The sequence below is a fragment of the Leucobacter komagatae genome, from assembly GCF_000834055.1.
GTDB lineage: Bacteria > Actinomycetota > Actinomycetes > Actinomycetales > Microbacteriaceae > Leucobacter > Leucobacter komagatae_A.
Window position 1 is genome coordinate 1 of sequence record NZ_JXSQ01000007.1, and the last position, 17,679, is coordinate 17,679.

The following is a 17,679-nucleotide window of genomic DNA, read 5'->3' on the forward strand; positions in this document are numbered from 1 at the left end:
CATGCGGTCAGCGATCTTCTGCACGAGTGCGTCGCCCACGTCACCGACTGCGACGACGACCGAGACCGCCATGCAGCGCTCGCCGGCCGAACCGTACGCTGCCGACACTGCGGCGTCCGCCGTCATATCAAGGTCTGCATCTGGCATGACGAGCATGTGGTTCTTCGCCCCGCCAAGCGCCTGCACACGCTTGCCGTTACCGGCCGCGCGCTCGTAGATGTACTTCGCGATCGGGGTCGACCCGACAAAGCTGATCGCCTTCACATCCGGGCTGTCAAGCAGCGTATCCACGGCAACCTTGTCACCGTGAACGACGTTGAGGACACCGTCAGGCAGGCCGGCCTCGCGGAACAGGTCAGCGATGAACACCGACGCGGAAGGATCACGCTCGGACGGCTTAAGGACAACGGTGTTCCCGCACGCAATTGCCGAGGCAATCATCCACAGCGGCACCATGACGGGGAAGTTGAACGGGGTGATCGCCGCAACAACCCCGACGGGCTGCTTCACGGAGTGCACGTCAACCCCGGTCGAGACCTGCTCATCGCGCTCACCCTTGAGGAGGTGGAGCAGGCCTGAGGCGAACTCGACATTCTCGAGGCCGCGGGCGATCTCGCCTGCCGCGTCGGAGAGGACCTTGCCGTGCTCGCTCGTGACGATCGCTGCGAGCTCTGGGGTGCGCTGCTTGAGGAGCTGGCGGAGGTTGAAGAACACGTCGGCACGCTTAGTGAGGCTCGTCTTGCGCCACATCGGCAGCGCGGCCTTCGCCGCGGCCACTGCCTGCTCGACGGTCGCGACCGACGCGATGCCGAGCTCGTGCTGCTGTTCTCCGGTAGCCGGGTTAAAGATGGGCTGGGTCCGCTCGGCGGCCTCGACCTTTTCGCCACCGATGATATGGGGAATGTGCGACATGGAGGTATGCCTTTCTTTGCCAATCAAATATGTGATGCGTCCAAACGACGTCATGGCACACCACAGGGAGCGCTTCATCGCACCCTCCCCACCATCGTCCCGGCTCACGCACCGCAACCGGGGGACACAAACTGGGAACAATACTGCTGAATGCTGCATCAGGTGTGCATGTCGGGGCCGTTCAGCGCGTTCATATGCTGAACCAACGGTCGCACCGTGACGGACACCTCCGTCCGCGTGCGGAGCGCCCCGCTCCCGCCGGGATTCGAGCTACGCGTCGACATCATCGATCCGCCCCGGCGGCTCACGCACCGCCAATTCGGCGCAGGCGCACCCGCAGCACCCGCAGCACACGCGCACTTCATAGGAGAAGGGAACCGCATGGGATACGTCCACTGCCTGCCTGCTGCCGCGCACAACACCCCGCGAACAGCGCCGCCGCGGTCCCCTGCCGCCCGCCCGCGGTTCGCGCACCCAACAGGCGGGGTGCTCGTCATTGCCCGCGACCGATACCTCAACCACAAGGAGAAACATGAATGCACAACAGAACGATCCCGTCCGCGTCGGCGTGCTGGGGGCCTGCGGATGGATGGGACGCGTGCACTCCAACGCGTACCAAAACATCGAGTCCTACTACGGGCGACGACGGGGCGCAGTGGAAGTCACCTGGCTTGCTGACGCAGACCCGCAGGCGCTCGCGGAACAGGCCGCAAAATTCCCGAGCGCACAGACCACGGGCGACTGGCGCGACGTCGTCGCCGATCCAGACGTCGACCTGATCGATATCTGTCTCCCAGATGCCCTGCACTACGAGATCGCCAAGGCCGCAATCCTCGCCGGGAAGCACGTGTACTGCGAAAAACCACTCAGCGATTCAGCGGAGGAAGCCAGAGAGCTTGCTGAGCTGGCGCGAGAAGCGGGCGTCATCACCAGGGTCGGCTATTCATTCATGCGCAACCCCGCCCACGACGTCGCAAGAGAGATCATCGAGGCCGGGGAGATCGGCGAGATCACCATGGTCAAAGCTTCCCAGCACATTGATTCCTTTGGCGATCCAAATGCGCCGTTCATCTGGCGAGCCGACGGCGAGCTTGCTCCAACGGGGATCATTGGCGACACCGGCTCGCACGTGTTCGCGTTTCTCGACGGGCTCGTCGGCCCCGTGGCCTGGCTTGTGGCCGATTCGCGGATCATCACGCCGCGCCGACCGGTCGTAGCCGGTGCAGGCGCGTACGGCTCAACCGCGGAGCTCACGGGGGATGAACCCATGGCTGACGTCACGAACGCTGACGCAGTGAACCTCGTGTGCACCTTCAGCAACGGTGCGATGGGACTCGTCGATTTCAGCCGCACGGCGACCGGGCGAAAGTTTGAGCAGAAGTACGAGATCTACGGCACGAAGGGAAGCCTGGTCTACAACTACGACGAGATCAATCGCATTCGCCTGTACTCAAACGCAGACCCGCACGGTCGCAGGGGGTTCAAAGCGATCGATGTCGGCGTAGAGAACGAGAACTTCGCTGCGTTCTTGAACCTCCCAAACACGGGACTCGGCTACAACGAGACCAAGATCATCGAGGCGAGCGAGGTGGTGCGATCCGTCACAACGGGTGAATCGATGTGGCCAGACTTCGAAGCGGGCCACCGCATTGCACAGCTGGTCGAAGCGTGTCAGACGTCGAGCGATCGCCGCGCATGGGTCGAAGTAGCCACCATCTGAGACGCGTCCGGCCTCAGGTGTGTGCCACGGGAGTGACGCCGCAGCACCGCCTGTTGCGTGGCCGCCATGCGCCTGAAGCGCGCGGGAGCCCGTCCGACCGGGAACACACATGAGCAACAACCTGGGCGGCGCATTCTCAACGCGGGAAATCGCCACAGAAACAGTGCCCCTGTTGTGCGGTTCCGTCGCGGAGCACCGGCGATAGCGTGGCTGAAGTGGTACAGATCACCTGCCTCTCCGCTGCAGGTGATGCAGTTGGGTGGCGGTGTCGCCCGATTCGAGGGTTCTCACCACATCACAGCGGGAAAGACGGAGACAACGTGGACTACATCTGACCCGACTGACACGATCACCAGCTGAAACGCATTCGCCACCTGGCGACAGACGCCTCAGCCCGGTGGTCTTGGCTCACCCACGCTGCAGCGCACGCCCTGTGGCCAGCTCCCCCGAGGCTCCTCGCCCGCTCACCGTCCACGCGCGACGGTGAGGTAAACCGCGACAGCCTCAGCAGTTTACGATGACATTCAACGAAGAAAGTTCAACGAACCCAATGACAACTATTCACACCGCAATTCCTGCGCTGAGCCCGCGGAGGCTCCGTGCGGCACGACTCGCAACCTTTTTCGGCTTCTTCCAGCTCGGCGCTGCGATCATCATGTGGTCGACAAGCACGTCCTCACTGCGCCAGCACATGGGGTGGGAGGGAGCCGCAGGCGACGCTAGCTTCGGCGCGCTCGCCGCGTCCATCGGTGCCGGCACCGCCCTGGGCTGCGTCATCGTCGGGCCGCTCGTCGATCGCTTCGGGCCGCGCAGGGTCGCGACTCCGCTACTCGTGCTGTATCCGCTCTCGTACCTGCCGCTCGCGTTCCTGCCCGGACTCATGAGCGCAATGGCAGCTGGCGTGCTCATCGGCCTGTTCCGCGGCACCTTCAACACCACCATTAACACGCAGGGCGTGCACATGGAGCGCCACTACGGCCGCCCACTGCTTTCCGGCTTCAACGCCCTGTACCCGCTGGGCGGCTTTGTCACCGGATTCGCTGGCAGCTTCTTTGCGCAGCGCTTCACCGACACCCCAGCCGTAGCGTTCATGTCCATCGGCATTCCGCTCGCCCTCATCGGGCTCGTTGCCGGCCGGTTTATTCTCGACAAGTCCGAGCTCATCGCAGCGGAAGAGCGACCCGCGGCAGAGGCCTCGGCCGATGCCACACGCACGGCAACCATGGCCGGCGCGACGCTCATCCTTGCTCTGCTCGGTTTCTCGGTGCTCTTCTTGAGTGGCGTCTTCTCTGAAAGCGCCCCCATCGACTGGGGTCAGGAGTTCAGCCGACGGGTGCTCGATGTGAGCCCAGGCACGGCAGGGCTCGCGCTCTCCGTGTTCTCGGGGACGCAGTTCGTTACTCGGCTCGTCGGCGACCGGCTCATCGCTTGGCTCGGTGACCGCAGGGCGCTGATCATGAGCGGCCTCGTCGGCGCTTCGGGTGCGCTCGCTGTGACCTTCGCACCGAACATGGGGTTGGCCTATGTCGGGTTTGGTCTGATGGGCTTCGGGCTTGGTTGCATCCAGCCGATCACCATCTCCGCTGCCGGCCGTATGGATCCAAAGAATGCTGGCCGCAACATTGGTATCGTCAACGGCGTCGGCCACCTCGGCTTCCTCGTCGGGCCCGCGCTTCTCTCGGTCGTTGCGACCTCTGTGGGAATCCAGTGGCTGTTCATGATGCCGGCCATCCTGATGGTCTTCATCGCGGTTGCGGGGCCGTTCCTCATCCGCTTCGCCCCCGCGCGTCAGGCAGACGCGAGGCAGCTCGAACGCGTCTAACCCGGTGCCGCGTCCCAGCCGCACCGACCAGGGCAGCGCGCACTAGCGCGAAGCGGGTGCCGGCGCGAACGCAACAACCCACACCAACACAAACGGCTCTGGCCGGGCGGGATCCGATCCCACCCGGCCAGAGCCGTTCGTGCCGTCGTCACGGCGGTGCCGAGCTAGCCGCGGAACTCTGCGATCTTGCCCGCGAGCTTTTCGAGCTGCTCCGCCACGCGCACCGACGCGGTTCCGCCAGCTCCGACCCGGGAATTCACCGATCCCTCGACGGTGAGCACGTCGCGAACGGCTGGGGTGAGATGCTCGGACACGGAGGCGAGCTGCTCATTGCTCGGCTCGTGAAGCTCAAGCCCACGCTCCTCGCAGTAGCGCACAAGCTCACCCGAGATCTCGTGGGCATCACGGAAGATCACGCCCTGCTTCACGAGCCACTCGGCAACATCCGTCGCCAGCGAGAAGCCCTGCGGCGCGAGCTCAACCATGCGCTCGGTGTCGAAGCGCATCGTCGCCACCATGCCGGTGAACGCAGGCAGCAGCACCTCGAGCTGGTTGACGGAGTCGAACACCGGCTCTTTGTCTTCCTGCAGGTCGCGGTTGTAGGCAAGGGGCATCGCCTTGAGGGTCGCAAGCAGACCCGTGAGGTTGCCGATGAGCCTGCCGGACTTTCCGCGCGCGAGCTCCGCGATGTCAGGGTTCTTCTTCTGCGGCATGATGCTCGAGCCAGTCGAGTAACCGTCGTGCAGGCGCACGAAGCCGAACTCCTTCGTGTTCCAGAGAATGATCTCCTCGCTCAGTCGCGAAAGATCAATACCGATCTGCGCGGTGATGAACGCAAACTCGGCTACGACGTCGCGCGCCGCGGTGCCGTCGATCGAGTTCTCGAGCGGCTCACCGAGTCCGAGCTCAGCCGCGACGAGCTTTGGATCCAGCCCGAGCGACGAGCCAGCGAGTGCGCCGCCGCCGTATGGCGAGGCGCTCGCGCGCCGCTTCCAATCACGCAGGCGCTCGAGGTCGCGCACGATCGGCCACGCGTGCGCGCCGAGGTGGTGGGCAAGCAGCACAGGCTGCGCGTGCTGCAGGTGTGTGCGTCCGGGGAGGATCGCCCCCTCGTTGGCTACGGCCTGCGCGTGCAGCGCCTCAAGCAGGTCAACGAGCATGCCGCCGATCAGCGCAGCGTGATCGAGCAGGTACATGCGCACGAGCGTCGCGATCTGGTCGTTGCGGCTGCGGCCAGCGCGAAGCTTGCCCCCGAGCTGCACACCGGTGATCTCGATAAGGCCGCGCTCGAGTGCCGAGTGCACATCCTCATCCGACTCAGCCGCGACAAACCGGCCGTCGGCAACACGTGCGGCGAGCTCGTCAAGCGCGGCGCGCATGTCGGCAAGCTCGTCAGCGGTCAGGTATCCGGCTGCGGCGAGCGCGCTCGCGTGGGCCTTCGAACCGAGAATGTCGTACTGCGCGAGCACCCAATCAAACTGGGTCGACTTGCTGAGCTTCAAGAGCTCCGGTGCTGGCCCACTCGCGAAGCGGCCACCCCAGAGGGCGCCGTCCTCAGCTGCGCGGTTGCCGTTCTCTGCCCCTGCGGGTACCTGTTCAGTCACTTGCTCTCCTTCAACAGCCATGCCATCAGTGCTTTCTGGGCGTGCAACCGGTTCTCGGCCTCGTCCCACACAACGCTCTGCTCCCCGTCGATAACCTCGGGGGCTACTTCGTACTCGCGATACGCCGGGAGGCAGTGCAGGAAGATCGCATCTGCCTTCGCCTGCGCCATGAGTTCGGCGGTGACGCGGTAGGCGCCGAAGGTCGCGATCCGCTCCGCCTTCTCCGCCTCCTGCCCCATCGATACCCACGTGTCCGTGATCACGGCGTCTGCGCCAGCGACCGCGGCAGCGGGGTCGGTAAGCACGGTGACGCTGCCGCCTGTCTCGGCGGCGATCCGCTGCGCGTCAGCAATGATGTCCTCGCGCGGGTGGAATCCAGCCGGCCCTGCCACGCGGATGTGCATGCCAGCGGTCGCAAACCCCAGCAGGTAGGAGTGGCCCATGTTGTTCGCGGCGTCGCCGAGATAGGTCGCGGTGAGCCCTGAGAGCTCGCCCTTCTGCTCGCGGATCGTCTGCAGGTCCGCAAGAATCTGGCAGGGGTGGAAGTCGTCAGACAGCGAGTTGATCACCGGGACGCTCGCGTGCTCGGCCATCTCCACAAGCCCCGCGTGCGCGTGGGTGCGCCACACAATAAGCGACACCATGCGAGAGAGCACCTTCGCGGTGTCGGCGATCGACTCCTTCGCCCCCAGCTGGGCCTCCCCCGGGTTCACGATGATCGGGTTGCCGCCGAGGTCGGAGACGCCAGCCGCGAAGCTGAAGCGCGTGCGCGTCGAGGTCTTATCGAAGAACACCGCGACAGACTGAGGCCCTTCGAGCGGACGCTCCGAGAATCGGTCCTGCTTCAATCGCGCGGCAAGGTCAAGCACCTCGCGCTGCTCGGCTGGGCTCAGGTCGTCGTCTCTCAAAAAGTGCCTAGTCACCCGCCCAGCTTACTCGTCTGGCTCAACCACTCAGTCATTTCGCCGCACGGCCGCTCGCCCGATCCGACGCAGGTGGCCTGTGGAAGAATCAGAGCCATGAGTCTCCCCCGCCTTGTCGCTTTCGATCTCGACGACACGCTTGCCCCTTCGAAGTCCCCCGTTCCAGAGCGAATGCTCGCCGCCTTCGCGGAGCTTCTCGATCGCACCGTGGTCGCCGTCATCTCGGGTGGCAACTTCGAGCAATTCGAATCGCAGCTCGTTTCCCAGCTCGACGGGCGCGCGTCGCTCTCCGAGGCGTCACTCGAACGCCTCCACCTGCTGCCGACGTGTGGCACCCGCTACGAGCGCCGCGAAGGCGGGGCCTGGCACACCGTCTACCGCGAGCAGCTCACAACTGAGGAACGCTCAGGCGCGCTCACCGCACTCCGCGAGGAAGCAGTTCGGCTCGGGTTGTGGGAGGCGGAGCCGTGGGGCGAGATCCTCGAGGATCGCGGATCGCAGATCACCTTCTCGGCGCTCGGTCAGCGGGCGCCCGTCGACGCGAAGCACGCCTGGGATGCTGACGGCGCGAAGAAGAGCGCGCTGCGCGCCGCGGTCGCGGAACGGCTGCCCGGCCTCGAGGTACGCAGCGGTGGATCAACCTCCGTGGACATCACTCGCCGCGGCATCGACAAGGCGTACGGCATGCGCAAGCTCGAGGAGCACACGGGGATCCCGCTCGCGGACATGCTCTTCGTCGGTGATCGCCTCGACCCAGACGGGAACGACTATCCCGTGAAGGCGATGGGTGTGAGCTGTCACGCTGTCGCCGGGTGGGAAGACACCGCGGAGTTTATCGAGGGGCTGCTCGAACAGTAGCCCTTGGGCGCGGTGCTGGCGGCGATTGCGGGGCTGGCGGCGCTGGCGGCGATTGCGGTGCTGTCGGGGCTGGCGGCGTTTGCGGTGCTGTCGGGGCTGTCGGGGCCGACCGATCCGCGGTATCTCTGAGATCTGCAGTTTTAAGGACGCCCAGCCTGGTTTCGGTGAGAGTTACTGCAGATCTGCTAGCTACTGCGGCTGTGGGAGCCGCAGGAGGGCAGGCGGAGCCCGCCTGAGCATTTCAGGAGCCCACTTCGGCGCTTCAGGAACACGCGACTCCGTTCGGGAACAGCCCGGACCGTGACACAGGAATGGCCCCACCAATTGGCGGGGCCATTCCTGTGTCGCGGGCTCGAACCCGCTGCGATTACGCTTCTACTGCTGCGGAGCCGGAGTCTGTAGCGGTGGGAGCGTCGAGGCTGAGCTGCAGCACCCGCGTGGTGCGCTCGAGCGACACCTTTGCGGCCTCTGGCCTGCCGTTCAGTCCCTGACCGAGCGCGGGCACCTGCTCCTTGAACACCTGCTCCCACTCCGACGAGTACTCGTCGGGGAAGCACGTCTTCAGCACACCGAGCATGGCGTGCACCGCGGTCGATGCTCCTGGTGATGCGCCGAGCAGGCCGGCGATCGAGCCCTCTGCACCGGTGATGACCTCGGTGCCGAACTGAAGAATGCCGCCCTTTTCGGGGTCCTTCTTCATGACCTGGACGCGCTGGCCGGCGTTGACCATCTCCCAGTCCTCCGTGCGTGCGCTCGGCAGGTACTCGCGGAGCGTCTGCATCTGCTTGTCGCGGCTCGCGAGGAGCTCAGAAACGAGATACTTCTCGAGGGAGAACTCTGTGAGTCCAACCTTCACCATCGGGCCAAGGTTGTGCGGGCGGATCGAGCCTGGCAGATCCCACCACGAGCCCTTCTTCAGGAAGTTCGGGCTGAACCCTGCGTAGGGTCCGAAGAGGATGCTCTTCTCGCCGTCGATGACGCGCGTGTCGAGGTGGGGAACCGACATTGGGGGCGCCCCGACTGCCGCCTTACCGTAGACCTTGGCGTTGTGCTGCTCAACGATCTCGGGGTTGGTGGTCTTCAGGAACTTGCCGCTGATGGGGAATCCGCCGAACCCCTTGATCTCGGGGATACCCGAGGACTGCAGGAGCGGGAGCGCGCCACCGCCAGCACCAACGAACACGAACTTCGCGTTCGTTGTCGTCGGGCCGAACCCGGTGCGGTTGCGGACGTGCACGTCCCAGGTGCCGTCGCTCTTACGCTTAAGCTTCTGCACCTCAGTCGACATGTTGAGCTTCGCGCCAGCTGACTCGAGGTAGCTGAAGAGCTGACGGGTGAGCGCACCGAAGTCGACGTCCGTGCCACTCTCCGAGCGCGTCGCAGCGACGACCTCGCTCTTCGCCCTGCGATCAATGACGAGGGGAACCCACTCTGCGATCTTCTCGGGGTCGTCGCTGAACTCCATGTCGGAGAAAAGCGGCTCGGTCTTCAAGATTTCGTAACGGCGACGCAGGTAGTCGACGTTGTCCTCGCCGCGCACGAAGGTCATGTGCGGCGTGGGGTTAATGAAGCTCGAAGGATCGCCGAGGATGCCGCGCTCGACGAGGGTGGACCACCACTCGCGCGAGAGCTGGAACTGCTCATTGATGTTGATGGCTTTGTCGGGCGAGAGGCTGCCGTCCTTGCCCTCAGGCATGTAGTTCAGCTCGCAGAGCGCCGCGTGGCCAGTGCCAGCGTTGTTCCACCCGTTACTGCTCTCGGTCGCGACTTCGCTACGGGACTCGAAGACCTCGATGGTCCAGTCCGGGCGAACCTGCTTGATGAGGGTTCCGAGCGTTGCGCTCATCACACCGCCGCCAATAAGTACGACATCTACCGTGTTAGTGCTCACGATCTTGAAGTGTACCTCGGTTATGCGTTCTTCGATCCGCGTACCACTCAGGGAGGCGGAATTATTCGATCGCCGCGCGCCGCGCTTCGGCGAGCGTCTCGGCTCCGGAATCAATGATTCGCGTGTACCCGAGGCGTTCTGCCTCAGCGACTCGCTGCGAACCCGAGGTCACCGAACGAATTTCTCCAGCGAGTGAAATTTCACCGAATGCGGCAAGTTCGAGTGGAAGTGGCCGGTCGGAAACCGCAGAAATCACGGCGAGCGCGATCGCGAGGTCGGCCGCTGGCTCGCTGAGCTTCACGCCACCGACCGTCGAGACGTACACGTCTTGGTCGTGCAGTCTCACCCCGGCACGTCGTTCGAGCACGGCGAGGATCATGGCGACTCGCGACGGATCCACCCCGCTTGTCACCCGCCGCGGGTTCGGTGTGGCGCTCGACGCGACGAGCGCTTGAATTTCCACGGGAAGCGCGCGCCTGCCCTCCATCGCGACCGTCGCGCACGTACCGCTCACGGGGATCGTGCCTCGCCCAAGGAACAACCCGCTCGGGTCCGCGACCTCTGCGATGCCTCCTCCCGTCATCTCGAAGCAGCCGACCTCGTCCGTCGGACCAAACCGGTTCTTCAGGGTGCGGAGGAACCGCAGCGCCGTGTTTCGGTCGCCCTCGAAGTGGCAGACAACGTCTACGAGATGTTCGAGGAGTCTTGGCCCGGCGATCGAGCCGTCCTTCGTGACATGCCCGACGAGGATCACGGGCGTGCCGCGGTCTTTCGCGACGCGGATGAGCGCTGCGGCGACCTCGCGCACCTGCGACGGCCCCCCTGCGATGCCCTCAACCTGGTCGCTCGCGAGCGTCTGCACAGAGTCAATGACGATGAGGCCAGGATCCACCATCTCGATGTGCCCGAGCACGGAGGCGAGGTCGGTCTCTGCTGCGAGGTAGAGCGTATCGATGAGCGCGTCAGTGCGCTCTGCCCGCATGCGGATCTGGCCGGTCGATTCCTCACCGCTCACGTAAAGAACGCGGGCGCCGTGACCGGCGATGCGCGCGGCCACGTCGAGCAGCAGGGTCGACTTGCCGACGCCGGGTTCGCCGGAAAACAGGATGGCGGCGCCGGGCACAATGCCGCCTCCGAGCACACGGTCGAGCTCGGCAATGCCCGTCTGCCGGTGCTTCACGGAGTCGCCCGAGAGCTCGGTGATCGGCTTCGCTTCCCGCCCGGCTTCCGGCGCGGCTGCCTTCGTCGTTCGCGCGAGCGTCGCACGCGCCGCGCCGCGCACCTCTACCGTGCCCCACTGCTGGCATTCCCCGCAGCGGCCGACCCACTTCGCTGCCTGCCACCCGCACTCGGTGCAGACATACGCGCTGCTCGTTTTCGCCATGTGAACGAGACTAGCGGTGGCCTCCGACAGAGCGGTGTGGTGGCCGCGACATGCCGAGTGAAGGTGCGACGGAGGGCGGATTAGGATCTCGGAGGCAAATCCCGTAAGCTTTTCCGCGGTGACGTGTCCGAGCGGCCGAAGGTGCAACACTCGAAATGTTGTGTAGGCAACCCCTACCGCGGGTTCAAATCCCGCCGTCACCGCCACTGAAGAAAAACCCCCGCAGATCCCTTGGAAACAGGGTGATCGCGGGGGTTTTTTGCTGTCGCCAGCGCCTGTGCCTGGTCTTCTCGCTCGGTCCGAGTGCGCTCCGCGCGACGACGCTGAGACGCATTTGAACCCGCACTGAGTCAGGCGGCGCCTCGCCCAGCACCCACGCGCGTTACGCGCCCAGCAGTAGCCGCCGCTCCGGCAAGTTATCGGTGAGGCCGGCGGCCCGGACAGCCGCCGCTTCGGCCTCCCCCGCGTAGCCGGCCCGCTCAAGCAGCTCGGCCCGCACCGCGTGCAGCAAGTAGTAGCTGTCGAGTCGGTCCCCCAGGCGCGCAATCTCTGCGAGCGCGGCCTCGGGTCCTCGCACCTCGGCGAGGGCAACAGCGCGGTTCAGGCGCACGAGCGGTGATGCGTCGAATCGCAACAGCATGTCGTAGAGCGTGAGCACCTGCGGCCAGTCCGTGCGGTCGCTGCTCACGGCGTCCGAGTGGCAGGCTCCGATCGCGGCGTGCAGCTGCCAGCGTCCTGGATTGCGGAGTTCTGCCGCGCGCTCGAGTGAGACGTGCCCCGCAGTGATCTTCGTTCGGTCCCACAGCGAGCGGTCTTGCTCGGGCAGCCGAACGAGCTCGCCCGCCGCCGAACGCGCTGGCTCCCTCGACCCGTGGAAGAGCAGGAGGGCACGCAGACCGTGAGCTTCGGCCTCTTCCGGGAGGGACCGCGCAACGACGCTTGCAAGCCAGAGCGCGTCGCCCGCAAGATCCCTATCCGCTTCGGCCGTATCGCCGGGTCTCAAGTGGGCAGAGTCGTACGTCACAGCGATTACCGCGAGCACGGTGTCAAGCCGCGCCGCTCGCGCACCCCCTCGCGGTACCCGCAGCGGTATGCCTGCTGAACCGATCTTCCGCTTTGCTCGCGCAATACGTTGGCCCACAGTGGCACTAGGTTCGACTGTTGCCCTCGCTATCTGGTGAGTCGTCAGGCCCAGCACGGCGCGCAGTGTGAGCGACAACTGGGCGGCAGTAGACAGGGCTGGGTGGCAACAGCCGAACAGCAGTGCGACGCGCTCATCCACCTCGTCGTCGGCGCCCGAGCCGATGCTCGGAGCAGGATAATCAGCTTCGTCGTCCTCAGAGCTGCCGGGGGACGCTTCGATGCCGTACAAGCCTTCGCCAGGCGCTGGCTGACCGCCTGGGCCGGTCGGTGCTGCGCGAGCGAGCACGTCACGATACTTCCGGGAACGCCGCACAATATCGAGCGCGTTGCGACGGGCTGCTGTCATGAGCCATGCACCTGGCTGCGGCGGTACGCCGTCACGCCGCCACTGGCGGAGCGCTTCTTCGATCGCCGAGGCGGTGGCTTCCTCCGCGACGTCCAGGCTGCCGAATGAGCGCGCGAGCGCGACGACGATCCGCGCGCTCTCGTCGCGAACGACGCAGGCCAGTGCGGCGTCAGACGATTGCGGCAGTGACCCCGCGTGCGGGTCCAGCCTCGCGCCCGCGCGCTCATCACTCACAGCGCGAAGAGTTCCTCTTCGTCAAACATGGGTCGAATCTCTACCGAGTTTCCCTCGAGGTCGAGGAGCGGCCACGTTCGTGCAAGCGCTACGGCTTCGTCAAGATCGGCCACATCGACAAGAGTAAATCCACCAATGACCTCCTTTGCCTCGGTGAAGGGACCGTCGACGACGACGGGCCCCGCGCTGTCGGCACGCACGGTCGTCGCGGTCTCTACCGGGTGAAGCGCCGCACCGCCCTCGAGGATCGCCGCACTGTTGATCTCGTGCCACTCAAGCACTCGCTGCAGATCAGCCCGCTCACGCTCCGCGGAGACCGCTGCGTCGAGCTTCGGATCGGACGTAAACATCAAAACGTATTTCATGGCACTCCTTGAGTAGTTCGAGCGGTCGATTAACCGTCGCATGAGTACAGCGAACGATCAACCGGCTTTTCGACACCACCCCGAAAATCTTTTCAAGCCAACGGCCAAACGCAGCTCGCCGGGTTGCCCGCCGGGAGGGCGGGCTCACGGGGTGAACGCACATATTGCCGCCGCGCCCGGCATCAACTTCGCGGAAAAGGGGTCCGCGCGGAGGAAAGGTGCTCGCGCGACGACGCTGTTGCTGGCCCACGCCGGTGAGCCGCCCGCGCACACGGTTTCCGCCGCTTTCTACCTTTGCGAAGCTCGCTCGAGCACATCCCTGACGAACGCGAGTGACCGCTGCGCGAGCTGCTGCCGTCTTGCGGCAATGAGCTCCTCAGCTGGTGGATCCAGTGGGGTGAGCGGGCGAAGCGCGTTGACGCGCGCATTGCAGTCGAGGTCAACGCACAGGTAGGTGCCGAGTGTGGACTGGTCGCGCTGCAATTGCGAGGTCGGCGCGGTGAAGAGCGCGACCTGTTCAAAGCGGCGGGGGATCCTGCAGAACTCACACATCACCGCCCGCTTGACAGAGTTCCTCGTTCGCGTCTTTGTCAGCATGATGCCCTCGGGGCCGCTCACACCATCGACGAAGATGTAACCGCGTTGCGGGGCGCTCGGGTCGCGCCATCCGAGGTAGTCGCGCTCCTCCACAGCCGGGGTGAAGCTGTGCCGCGGCATGCGCGCGGTCTTGCGGGTTGCGGCGTCGACGTTTCCGAGGGCGTCGCGGAGCGCCGTGAGTGTGTACGGCTGCATGAGTTCCCTTTCCTCTATCCAATTTGTACATGCGTACAAATCTTCCGGATAGACTACATGGTGTTTGTAAGAGACGAGGATTCATGGCCTACCTACCCCGGCCCGAGCGCCGCGCGAGCATCGTCGAGGCGACCGTTCGGGTCATGCGAGCCGAGGGTCTGGAGGGCGTGTCTGCCAGGTCCGTCGCGGCAGAGGTCGGTGGATCACCCGGCCTCATCCACCAGCACTTTCCGAGCGTGCCCGACCTCGTTGCGACTGCGTGGCGGGAGTACGTCGCCGAGAGCCTCGTTGGTTTCGAGAGTGCTGTGCGCGGCGAGGGCAGCGATCCGCTCCGAGAGTTCTTCGGCAACCACCTTGACCCGGAGCAGGACGCCGAGGTTGCCCTGTGGGTGAGCGCCTGGGCACACGCGCTGCGCTCACCGGAGTTCGGGGCGGTGTTTGCCGACACGCTTGCCGAGCTCACGCGGGCGCTGCGAGCGGCCTCCCCCGATCTCTCCGAGGCCGCCGCGGAGCGCACCGTGCTGCTCGGCGTCGCCCTCGCCGGCATGCAGCGGATCGCGCCGGATCGCTACGGGCAGGATCGGCTGGCGGAGATCGTCGGCAGCTGAGCGGGCCGCACCCGAGTTGCGGGACCGCCCCCGGCCGCGCACGCAGACCCCGTGCGCCGGCACCTCACATGGCGGCTTGATACGGTGTGCCCATGTTTGCGGGAGTGGGGGCTGCGTTGCTTGCCGTCGAGCTGCGCGCGCTCGACGCTGCTGCTGCCGCGTTCTCAGGGCGACTCCCTCCAACTCTCGACGATTTCGATCTCTCCGGCCAACGCGGTGGGCTCTGCGTGAGCGACGCAAGTCACATCGAAAACATCGTGATCATTGGCGCATCGGCGTGCATCGCCGGCGCAGCGCTGTTACTCCTCGCCCAGGTGTTCCGGCGCAGGTCAATACGCGCCGGGCGGTCCGACTGATCCCACGCGCGGGACCCGCCACATCAGAGTGATAGGCGACGCGCCACGGGGTCGCCCTCAGCCATTACTGCGAGTATGTGTTGCGTATCGCACACCCCGTTGGACGGAGAGCATCGTGTCACAGGTCAATATCACCAAGCAGCACCCCGACGTTTACAAGCAGTTGGCAGCGCTCAGCAGCGCAGCGGAGGCGGCAGCAGCAGCAGCGGGCCTCGACGGGAAACTCATCGAGCTTGTCAAGATCCGGGTCTCTCAGCTCAACGGCTGTGCGTTTTGCACCCGCCTGCACACGCGCGAAGCGGTGGAGCTCGGCGAGAGCACCGACCGGCTCGCCGTGCTTCCCGCATGGTGGGAGTCGCAGTATTTCTCGCCGCTCGAGGCGTCCGCGCTCGGCCTCGCCGAGGAGGTCACCCGGTTATCGGTTCCCGCCCGCACCGATTGGGACAATGACGCGCTCTCCGAGGAGCAGGTGTCTGCTGTGAGCTGGCTCGCGCTCGTCATGGGCGCGTGGAACCGGGTGGCGATCCGCAGCGGCTACCGCGTCGCCCCATAACCACCGCCCCACGCTTGACATTTGGGCGTAGCCCGGCTGGACTGGCTCAATGCTGGCGCTTGGTTGGATAATGACAATCGCGGGGATCGGTCTAATGATCACCTCTACCGCGCTCACAGTGCGCGCGAATCGGGGCCGACGGATCCCGCTGCTGGGCTGGCCAGATCCGATCCCGGCGCACAGCCTGTGGACTCAGGCAATAGGGATCGCTCTCGTGCTCGCCGCCGGCACCATGGTTGCCCGCGAGATCGCACCGTGGAACCTCGTCGCGCTCGCACTCACCTCCCCCGTTGCGCTGATCATGCTGGTGACACACAACCGCGCGCTCGCATCTCAGGGCGCCGTTGACGCCACGGCAGAATCTCGCCCCTGAGATTCCTCAAGAGCGGAAAACCCGGAAACTGATACGGTTTTCCGTGGCCCCTTTCGGGGCGTGAATGCCCGGGCATCGCCCGCACACTCGTTCGCGCTCCAATCCCCGGGGCTCTTTTCATTGGTTTCTGATTCGCAGCGGTGCGCCCTCGCACTGCGCTGCGAGGTGGCCTCGTTCGCGTAGCACCCCGAGGGGGAACACGTGTCATCACCCACCACCCAGCCCGATAGTCCGGCCGCGGCCGGCTCCGGGCCGTCGCAGAGCCGCGGCTTCTTTGGCCACCCGTGGGGCCTCGCGAACCTCGCGGGCGTCGAAATGTGGGAGCGTTTCAGCTTTTACGGCATGCAGGCACTGCTTGCTTTCTATATCTACCACTCAGTCACCGACGGCGGCCTCGGCATGTCGCAGACGGCAGCGACCTCGATCGTCGGCGCCTACGGCGGTCTCGTCTACCTGTCGGCCGTGCTCGGCGGCTGGGTTGCTGACCGCGTGCTCGGGGCCGAGCGCACGCTGCTCACCGCGGCGTTCCTCATCATGGGCGGTCACCTCGCGCTCGCGTTCATCCCGGGTATGCTCGGCCTGGCGATCGGCCTCGTCGGTGTTGCCCTCGGTTCGGGATCACTGAAGACCACCACCTCGACGGTGCTCGGCGACCTATACGAGAAGGGCGACCCGCGCCGCGACGCCGCGTTCTCGATCTACTACATGGGCGTGAACATCGGCGGCTTCGCCGGCCCGCTCCTCACGAGCGCGCTCTGGGGCTGGAAGAACTTCCACTGGGGCTTTGGGCTCGCCGCAATCGGCATGGCCGTCGGCCTCACCCAGTACCTTTTGCTACGCAGGCACACGGTGAGCAAGGCGAGCATGAAGCCAGGCAATCCACTGTCGCCCGCGCAGCAGCGCATCTGGTCGGTCATCTTCCTCGCCGCGATCGCGGCCGTCGCGATCGCAGTCTCCCTTGGCCTCATCACCGCGGAGAACCTGTCGACCGTCGTCGTCGCGCTCATTGTGATCACCGTCGTCGCGCTGTTCACCGTGATCCTCACGAGCCACCAGGTCTCGAAGACCGAGCGCCGCCAGGTGGTCTCCTTCATTCCGCTGTTCCTCGCCTCCGCCGTGTTCTGGTCGCTGTCGCAGCAGCAGTTCACGGTGCTCGCGATCTACGCTGACCAGCGCCTGAACCGCAACATCTTCGGCTGGGAGATGCCGCCGAGCATGGTGCAGACGATCAACCCGATGCTCATCATCATCCTCGCGGGCGTCTTCGCAGCCATCTGGGTCAAGCTCGGCGATCGCCAGCCGAGCACCCCGGTGAAGTTCTCGATCGGCACGGCCATCATGGGCGTCGCGTTCTTGTGCTTCATTCCCTTTGCCGGCGGCGCGAACGGGACCGTGCCGCTGCTCGCCTATGCCTTCATTATTCTGCTGCTCACCCTCGCGGAGCTCAGCATCTCCCCGGTCGGGCAGTCGCTCGCAACGAAGCTCGCGCCGAAGGCGTTCCACTCGCAGATGGTCGCGCTCTTCTTCCTGTCGATCTCGCTTGGCTCGGCGGCATCGGGAACGCTCTCGCGTTTCTACACGCCGGAAACCGAGGTACCGTACTTCCTCGCACTCGGCGGTGCGTCGATCGCGGTGGGTGCCGTACTGTTCCTCATCCGCAAGCCGGTACTTCGGCTGATGGGCGGGATCCGCTAACCACGCGGTCGCCTTCGTCACCGCACCCCAAAGGGCCGGGTGAAGCATGTGCTTCACCCGGCCCCTCTTGTGTCGCAGCGTGTTCTTGGGGTGTGGCCGC

At 65.4% G+C, this 17,679-nt stretch carries 17 protein-coding genes and 1 tRNA gene; 10 read left to right on the top strand and 8 right to left on the bottom strand.

The genetic code is table 11. From position 1 onward, the window contains the following. The coding region (locus SD72_RS06990) for an aldehyde dehydrogenase family protein (protein WP_042543737.1) at positions 1 to 912 on the bottom strand (912 nt) is incomplete at its 3' end. Positions 913 to 1,444: 532 nt separating this feature from the next. Between SD72_RS06990 and SD72_RS06995 the strand changes: the two genes are divergently transcribed. Further along, the gene (locus SD72_RS06995) at positions 1,445 to 2,632 is read left to right on the top strand and encodes a Gfo/Idh/MocA family protein (RefSeq protein ID WP_042543738.1); all 1,188 of its coding nucleotides are present in this window, start codon (positions 1,445 to 1,447) and stop codon (positions 2,630 to 2,632) included. A 550-nt stretch (positions 2,633 to 3,182) separates the two neighbouring features. Next, positions 3,183 to 4,454: an MFS transporter gene (locus SD72_RS07000; RefSeq protein ID WP_042543739.1), complete on the top strand. Its 1,272-nt coding sequence runs from the start codon at positions 3,183 to 3,185 to the stop codon at positions 4,452 to 4,454. Positions 4,455 to 4,618: 164 nt separating this feature from the next. On the opposite strand, the gene argH is transcribed toward SD72_RS07000, so the two are convergent. Both argH and argF read right to left on the bottom strand, forming a co-directional pair. After that, a complete protein-coding gene (gene argH / locus SD72_RS07005) occupies positions 4,619 to 6,079 on the bottom strand; it encodes an argininosuccinate lyase (RefSeq protein WP_084766889.1) in 1,461 nt (486 codons plus the stop codon). After that, entirely contained in the window at positions 6,055 to 6,981 is a 927-nt protein-coding gene (gene argF, locus SD72_RS07010) for an ornithine carbamoyltransferase (protein WP_042543741.1), read from the bottom strand. The genes argH and argF overlap by 25 nt, the downstream gene beginning before the upstream one ends. Before the next feature lie 96 nt (positions 6,982 to 7,077). Between argF and SD72_RS07015 the strand changes: the two genes are divergently transcribed. Together SD72_RS07015 and SD72_RS18460 are read left to right on the top strand one after the other, a co-directional pair. Beyond that, positions 7,078 to 7,839 carry an HAD-IIB family hydrolase gene (locus SD72_RS07015; RefSeq protein WP_042543742.1) on the top strand — a complete coding sequence of 254 codons (762 nt, stop codon included), beginning with the start codon at positions 7,078 to 7,080 and terminating at the stop codon, positions 7,837 to 7,839. A 3-nt stretch (positions 7,840 to 7,842) separates the two neighbouring features. Then, complete coding sequence (locus tag SD72_RS18460; protein ID WP_269745570.1) at positions 7,843 to 7,968, top strand: hypothetical protein; 126 nt, start codon at positions 7,843 to 7,845, stop codon at positions 7,966 to 7,968. A 238-nt stretch (positions 7,969 to 8,206) separates the two neighbouring features. Here the strand turns inward: SD72_RS18460 and SD72_RS07020 are convergent, their stop codons facing one another. Beyond that, a complete protein-coding gene (locus SD72_RS07020) occupies positions 8,207 to 9,730 on the bottom strand; it encodes a malate:quinone oxidoreductase (RefSeq protein ID WP_042543743.1) in 1,524 nt (507 codons plus the stop codon). Positions 9,731 to 9,791: 61 nt separating this feature from the next. Beyond that, a complete protein-coding gene (radA, locus tag SD72_RS07025; RefSeq protein WP_042543744.1) occupies positions 9,792 to 11,114 on the bottom strand; it encodes a DNA repair protein RadA in 1,323 nt (440 codons plus the stop codon). Between the two features lie 117 nt (positions 11,115 to 11,231). On the opposite strand from radA, the gene SD72_RS07030 reads away from it, so the two are divergent. Further along, positions 11,232 to 11,320: transfer RNA gene (locus SD72_RS07030), tRNA-Ser, on the top strand. Positions 11,321 to 11,496: 176 nt separating this feature from the next. Here the strand turns inward: SD72_RS07030 and SD72_RS07035 are convergent. The 3 genes from SD72_RS07035 to SD72_RS07045 all read right to left on the bottom strand — a co-directional run bounded on the left by SD72_RS07035 (position 11,497) and on the right by SD72_RS07045 (position 13,994). After that, positions 11,497 to 12,837, bottom strand: a complete 1,341-nt coding sequence (locus tag SD72_RS07035; RefSeq protein ID WP_157000498.1) for an RNA polymerase sigma factor — start codon at positions 12,835 to 12,837, stop codon at positions 11,497 to 11,499. After that, a complete protein-coding gene (locus SD72_RS07040) occupies positions 12,834 to 13,202 on the bottom strand; it encodes a YciI family protein (RefSeq protein WP_042543745.1) in 369 nt (122 codons plus the stop codon). The genes SD72_RS07035 and SD72_RS07040 overlap by 4 nt, the downstream gene beginning before the upstream one ends. Positions 13,203 to 13,490: 288 nt before the next feature. Next, complete coding sequence (locus SD72_RS07045) at positions 13,491 to 13,994, bottom strand: FBP domain-containing protein (RefSeq protein ID WP_052492532.1); 504 nt, start codon at positions 13,992 to 13,994, stop codon at positions 13,491 to 13,493. Between the two features lie 83 nt (positions 13,995 to 14,077). Between SD72_RS07045 and SD72_RS07050 the strand changes: the two genes are divergently transcribed. The 5 genes from SD72_RS07050 (at position 14,078) to SD72_RS07070 (ending at position 17,579) form a co-directional block, all read left to right on the top strand. Then, positions 14,078 to 14,602, top strand: a complete 525-nt coding sequence (locus SD72_RS07050) for a TetR/AcrR family transcriptional regulator (RefSeq protein ID WP_042543746.1) — start codon at positions 14,078 to 14,080, stop codon at positions 14,600 to 14,602. Positions 14,603 to 14,694: 92 nt separating this feature from the next. Further along, on the top strand, positions 14,695 to 14,958 hold the full coding sequence (locus SD72_RS07055; protein ID WP_042543747.1) for a hypothetical protein: 264 nt from the start codon (positions 14,695 to 14,697) through the stop codon (positions 14,956 to 14,958). A 115-nt stretch (positions 14,959 to 15,073) separates the two neighbouring features. Continuing rightward, entirely contained in the window at positions 15,074 to 15,511 is a 438-nt protein-coding gene (locus SD72_RS07060) for a carboxymuconolactone decarboxylase family protein (RefSeq protein WP_042543748.1), read from the top strand. 94 nt (positions 15,512 to 15,605) lie between these two features. Beyond that, entirely contained in the window at positions 15,606 to 15,884 is a 279-nt protein-coding gene (locus SD72_RS07065; protein ID WP_042543749.1) for a hypothetical protein, read from the top strand. Between the two features lie 201 nt (positions 15,885 to 16,085). Beyond that, the gene (locus SD72_RS07070) at positions 16,086 to 17,579 is read left to right on the top strand and encodes a peptide MFS transporter (protein WP_042543750.1); all 1,494 of its coding nucleotides are present in this window, start codon (positions 16,086 to 16,088) and stop codon (positions 17,577 to 17,579) included. Positions 17,580 to 17,679 lie beyond the last annotated feature (100 nt).

What these genes read in the sequence shown, in the direction of transcription:
- SD72_RS06995 (WP_042543738.1), top strand. Translation starts at nt 1,445, where the DNA reads ATGAATGCACAACAGAACGATCCCGTCCGCGTCGGCGTGCTGGGGGCC.
- SD72_RS07000 (WP_042543739.1), top strand. Translation starts at nt 3,183, where the DNA reads ATGACAACTATTCACACCGCAATTCCTGCGCTGAGCCCGCGGAGGCTC.
- argH (WP_084766889.1), bottom strand. Translation starts at nt 6,079, where the DNA reads ATGGCTGTTGAAGGAGAGCAAGTGACTGAACAGGTACCCGCAGGGGCA.
- SD72_RS07015 (WP_042543742.1), top strand. Translation starts at nt 7,078, where the DNA reads ATGAGTCTCCCCCGCCTTGTCGCTTTCGATCTCGACGACACGCTTGCC.
- radA (WP_042543744.1), bottom strand. Translation starts at nt 11,114, where the DNA reads ATGGCGAAAACGAGCAGCGCGTATGTCTGCACCGAGTGCGGGTGGCAG.
- SD72_RS07040 (WP_042543745.1), bottom strand. Translation starts at nt 13,202, where the DNA reads ATGAAATACGTTTTGATGTTTACGTCCGATCCGAAGCTCGACGCAGCG.
- SD72_RS07045 (WP_052492532.1), bottom strand. Translation starts at nt 13,994, where the DNA reads ATGCAGCCGTACACACTCACGGCGCTCCGCGACGCCCTCGGAAACGTC.
- SD72_RS07050 (WP_042543746.1), top strand. Translation starts at nt 14,078, where the DNA reads ATGGCCTACCTACCCCGGCCCGAGCGCCGCGCGAGCATCGTCGAGGCG.
- SD72_RS07055 (WP_042543747.1), top strand. Translation starts at nt 14,695, where the DNA reads ATGTTTGCGGGAGTGGGGGCTGCGTTGCTTGCCGTCGAGCTGCGCGCG.
- SD72_RS07065 (WP_042543749.1), top strand. Translation starts at nt 15,606, where the DNA reads ATGATCACCTCTACCGCGCTCACAGTGCGCGCGAATCGGGGCCGACGG.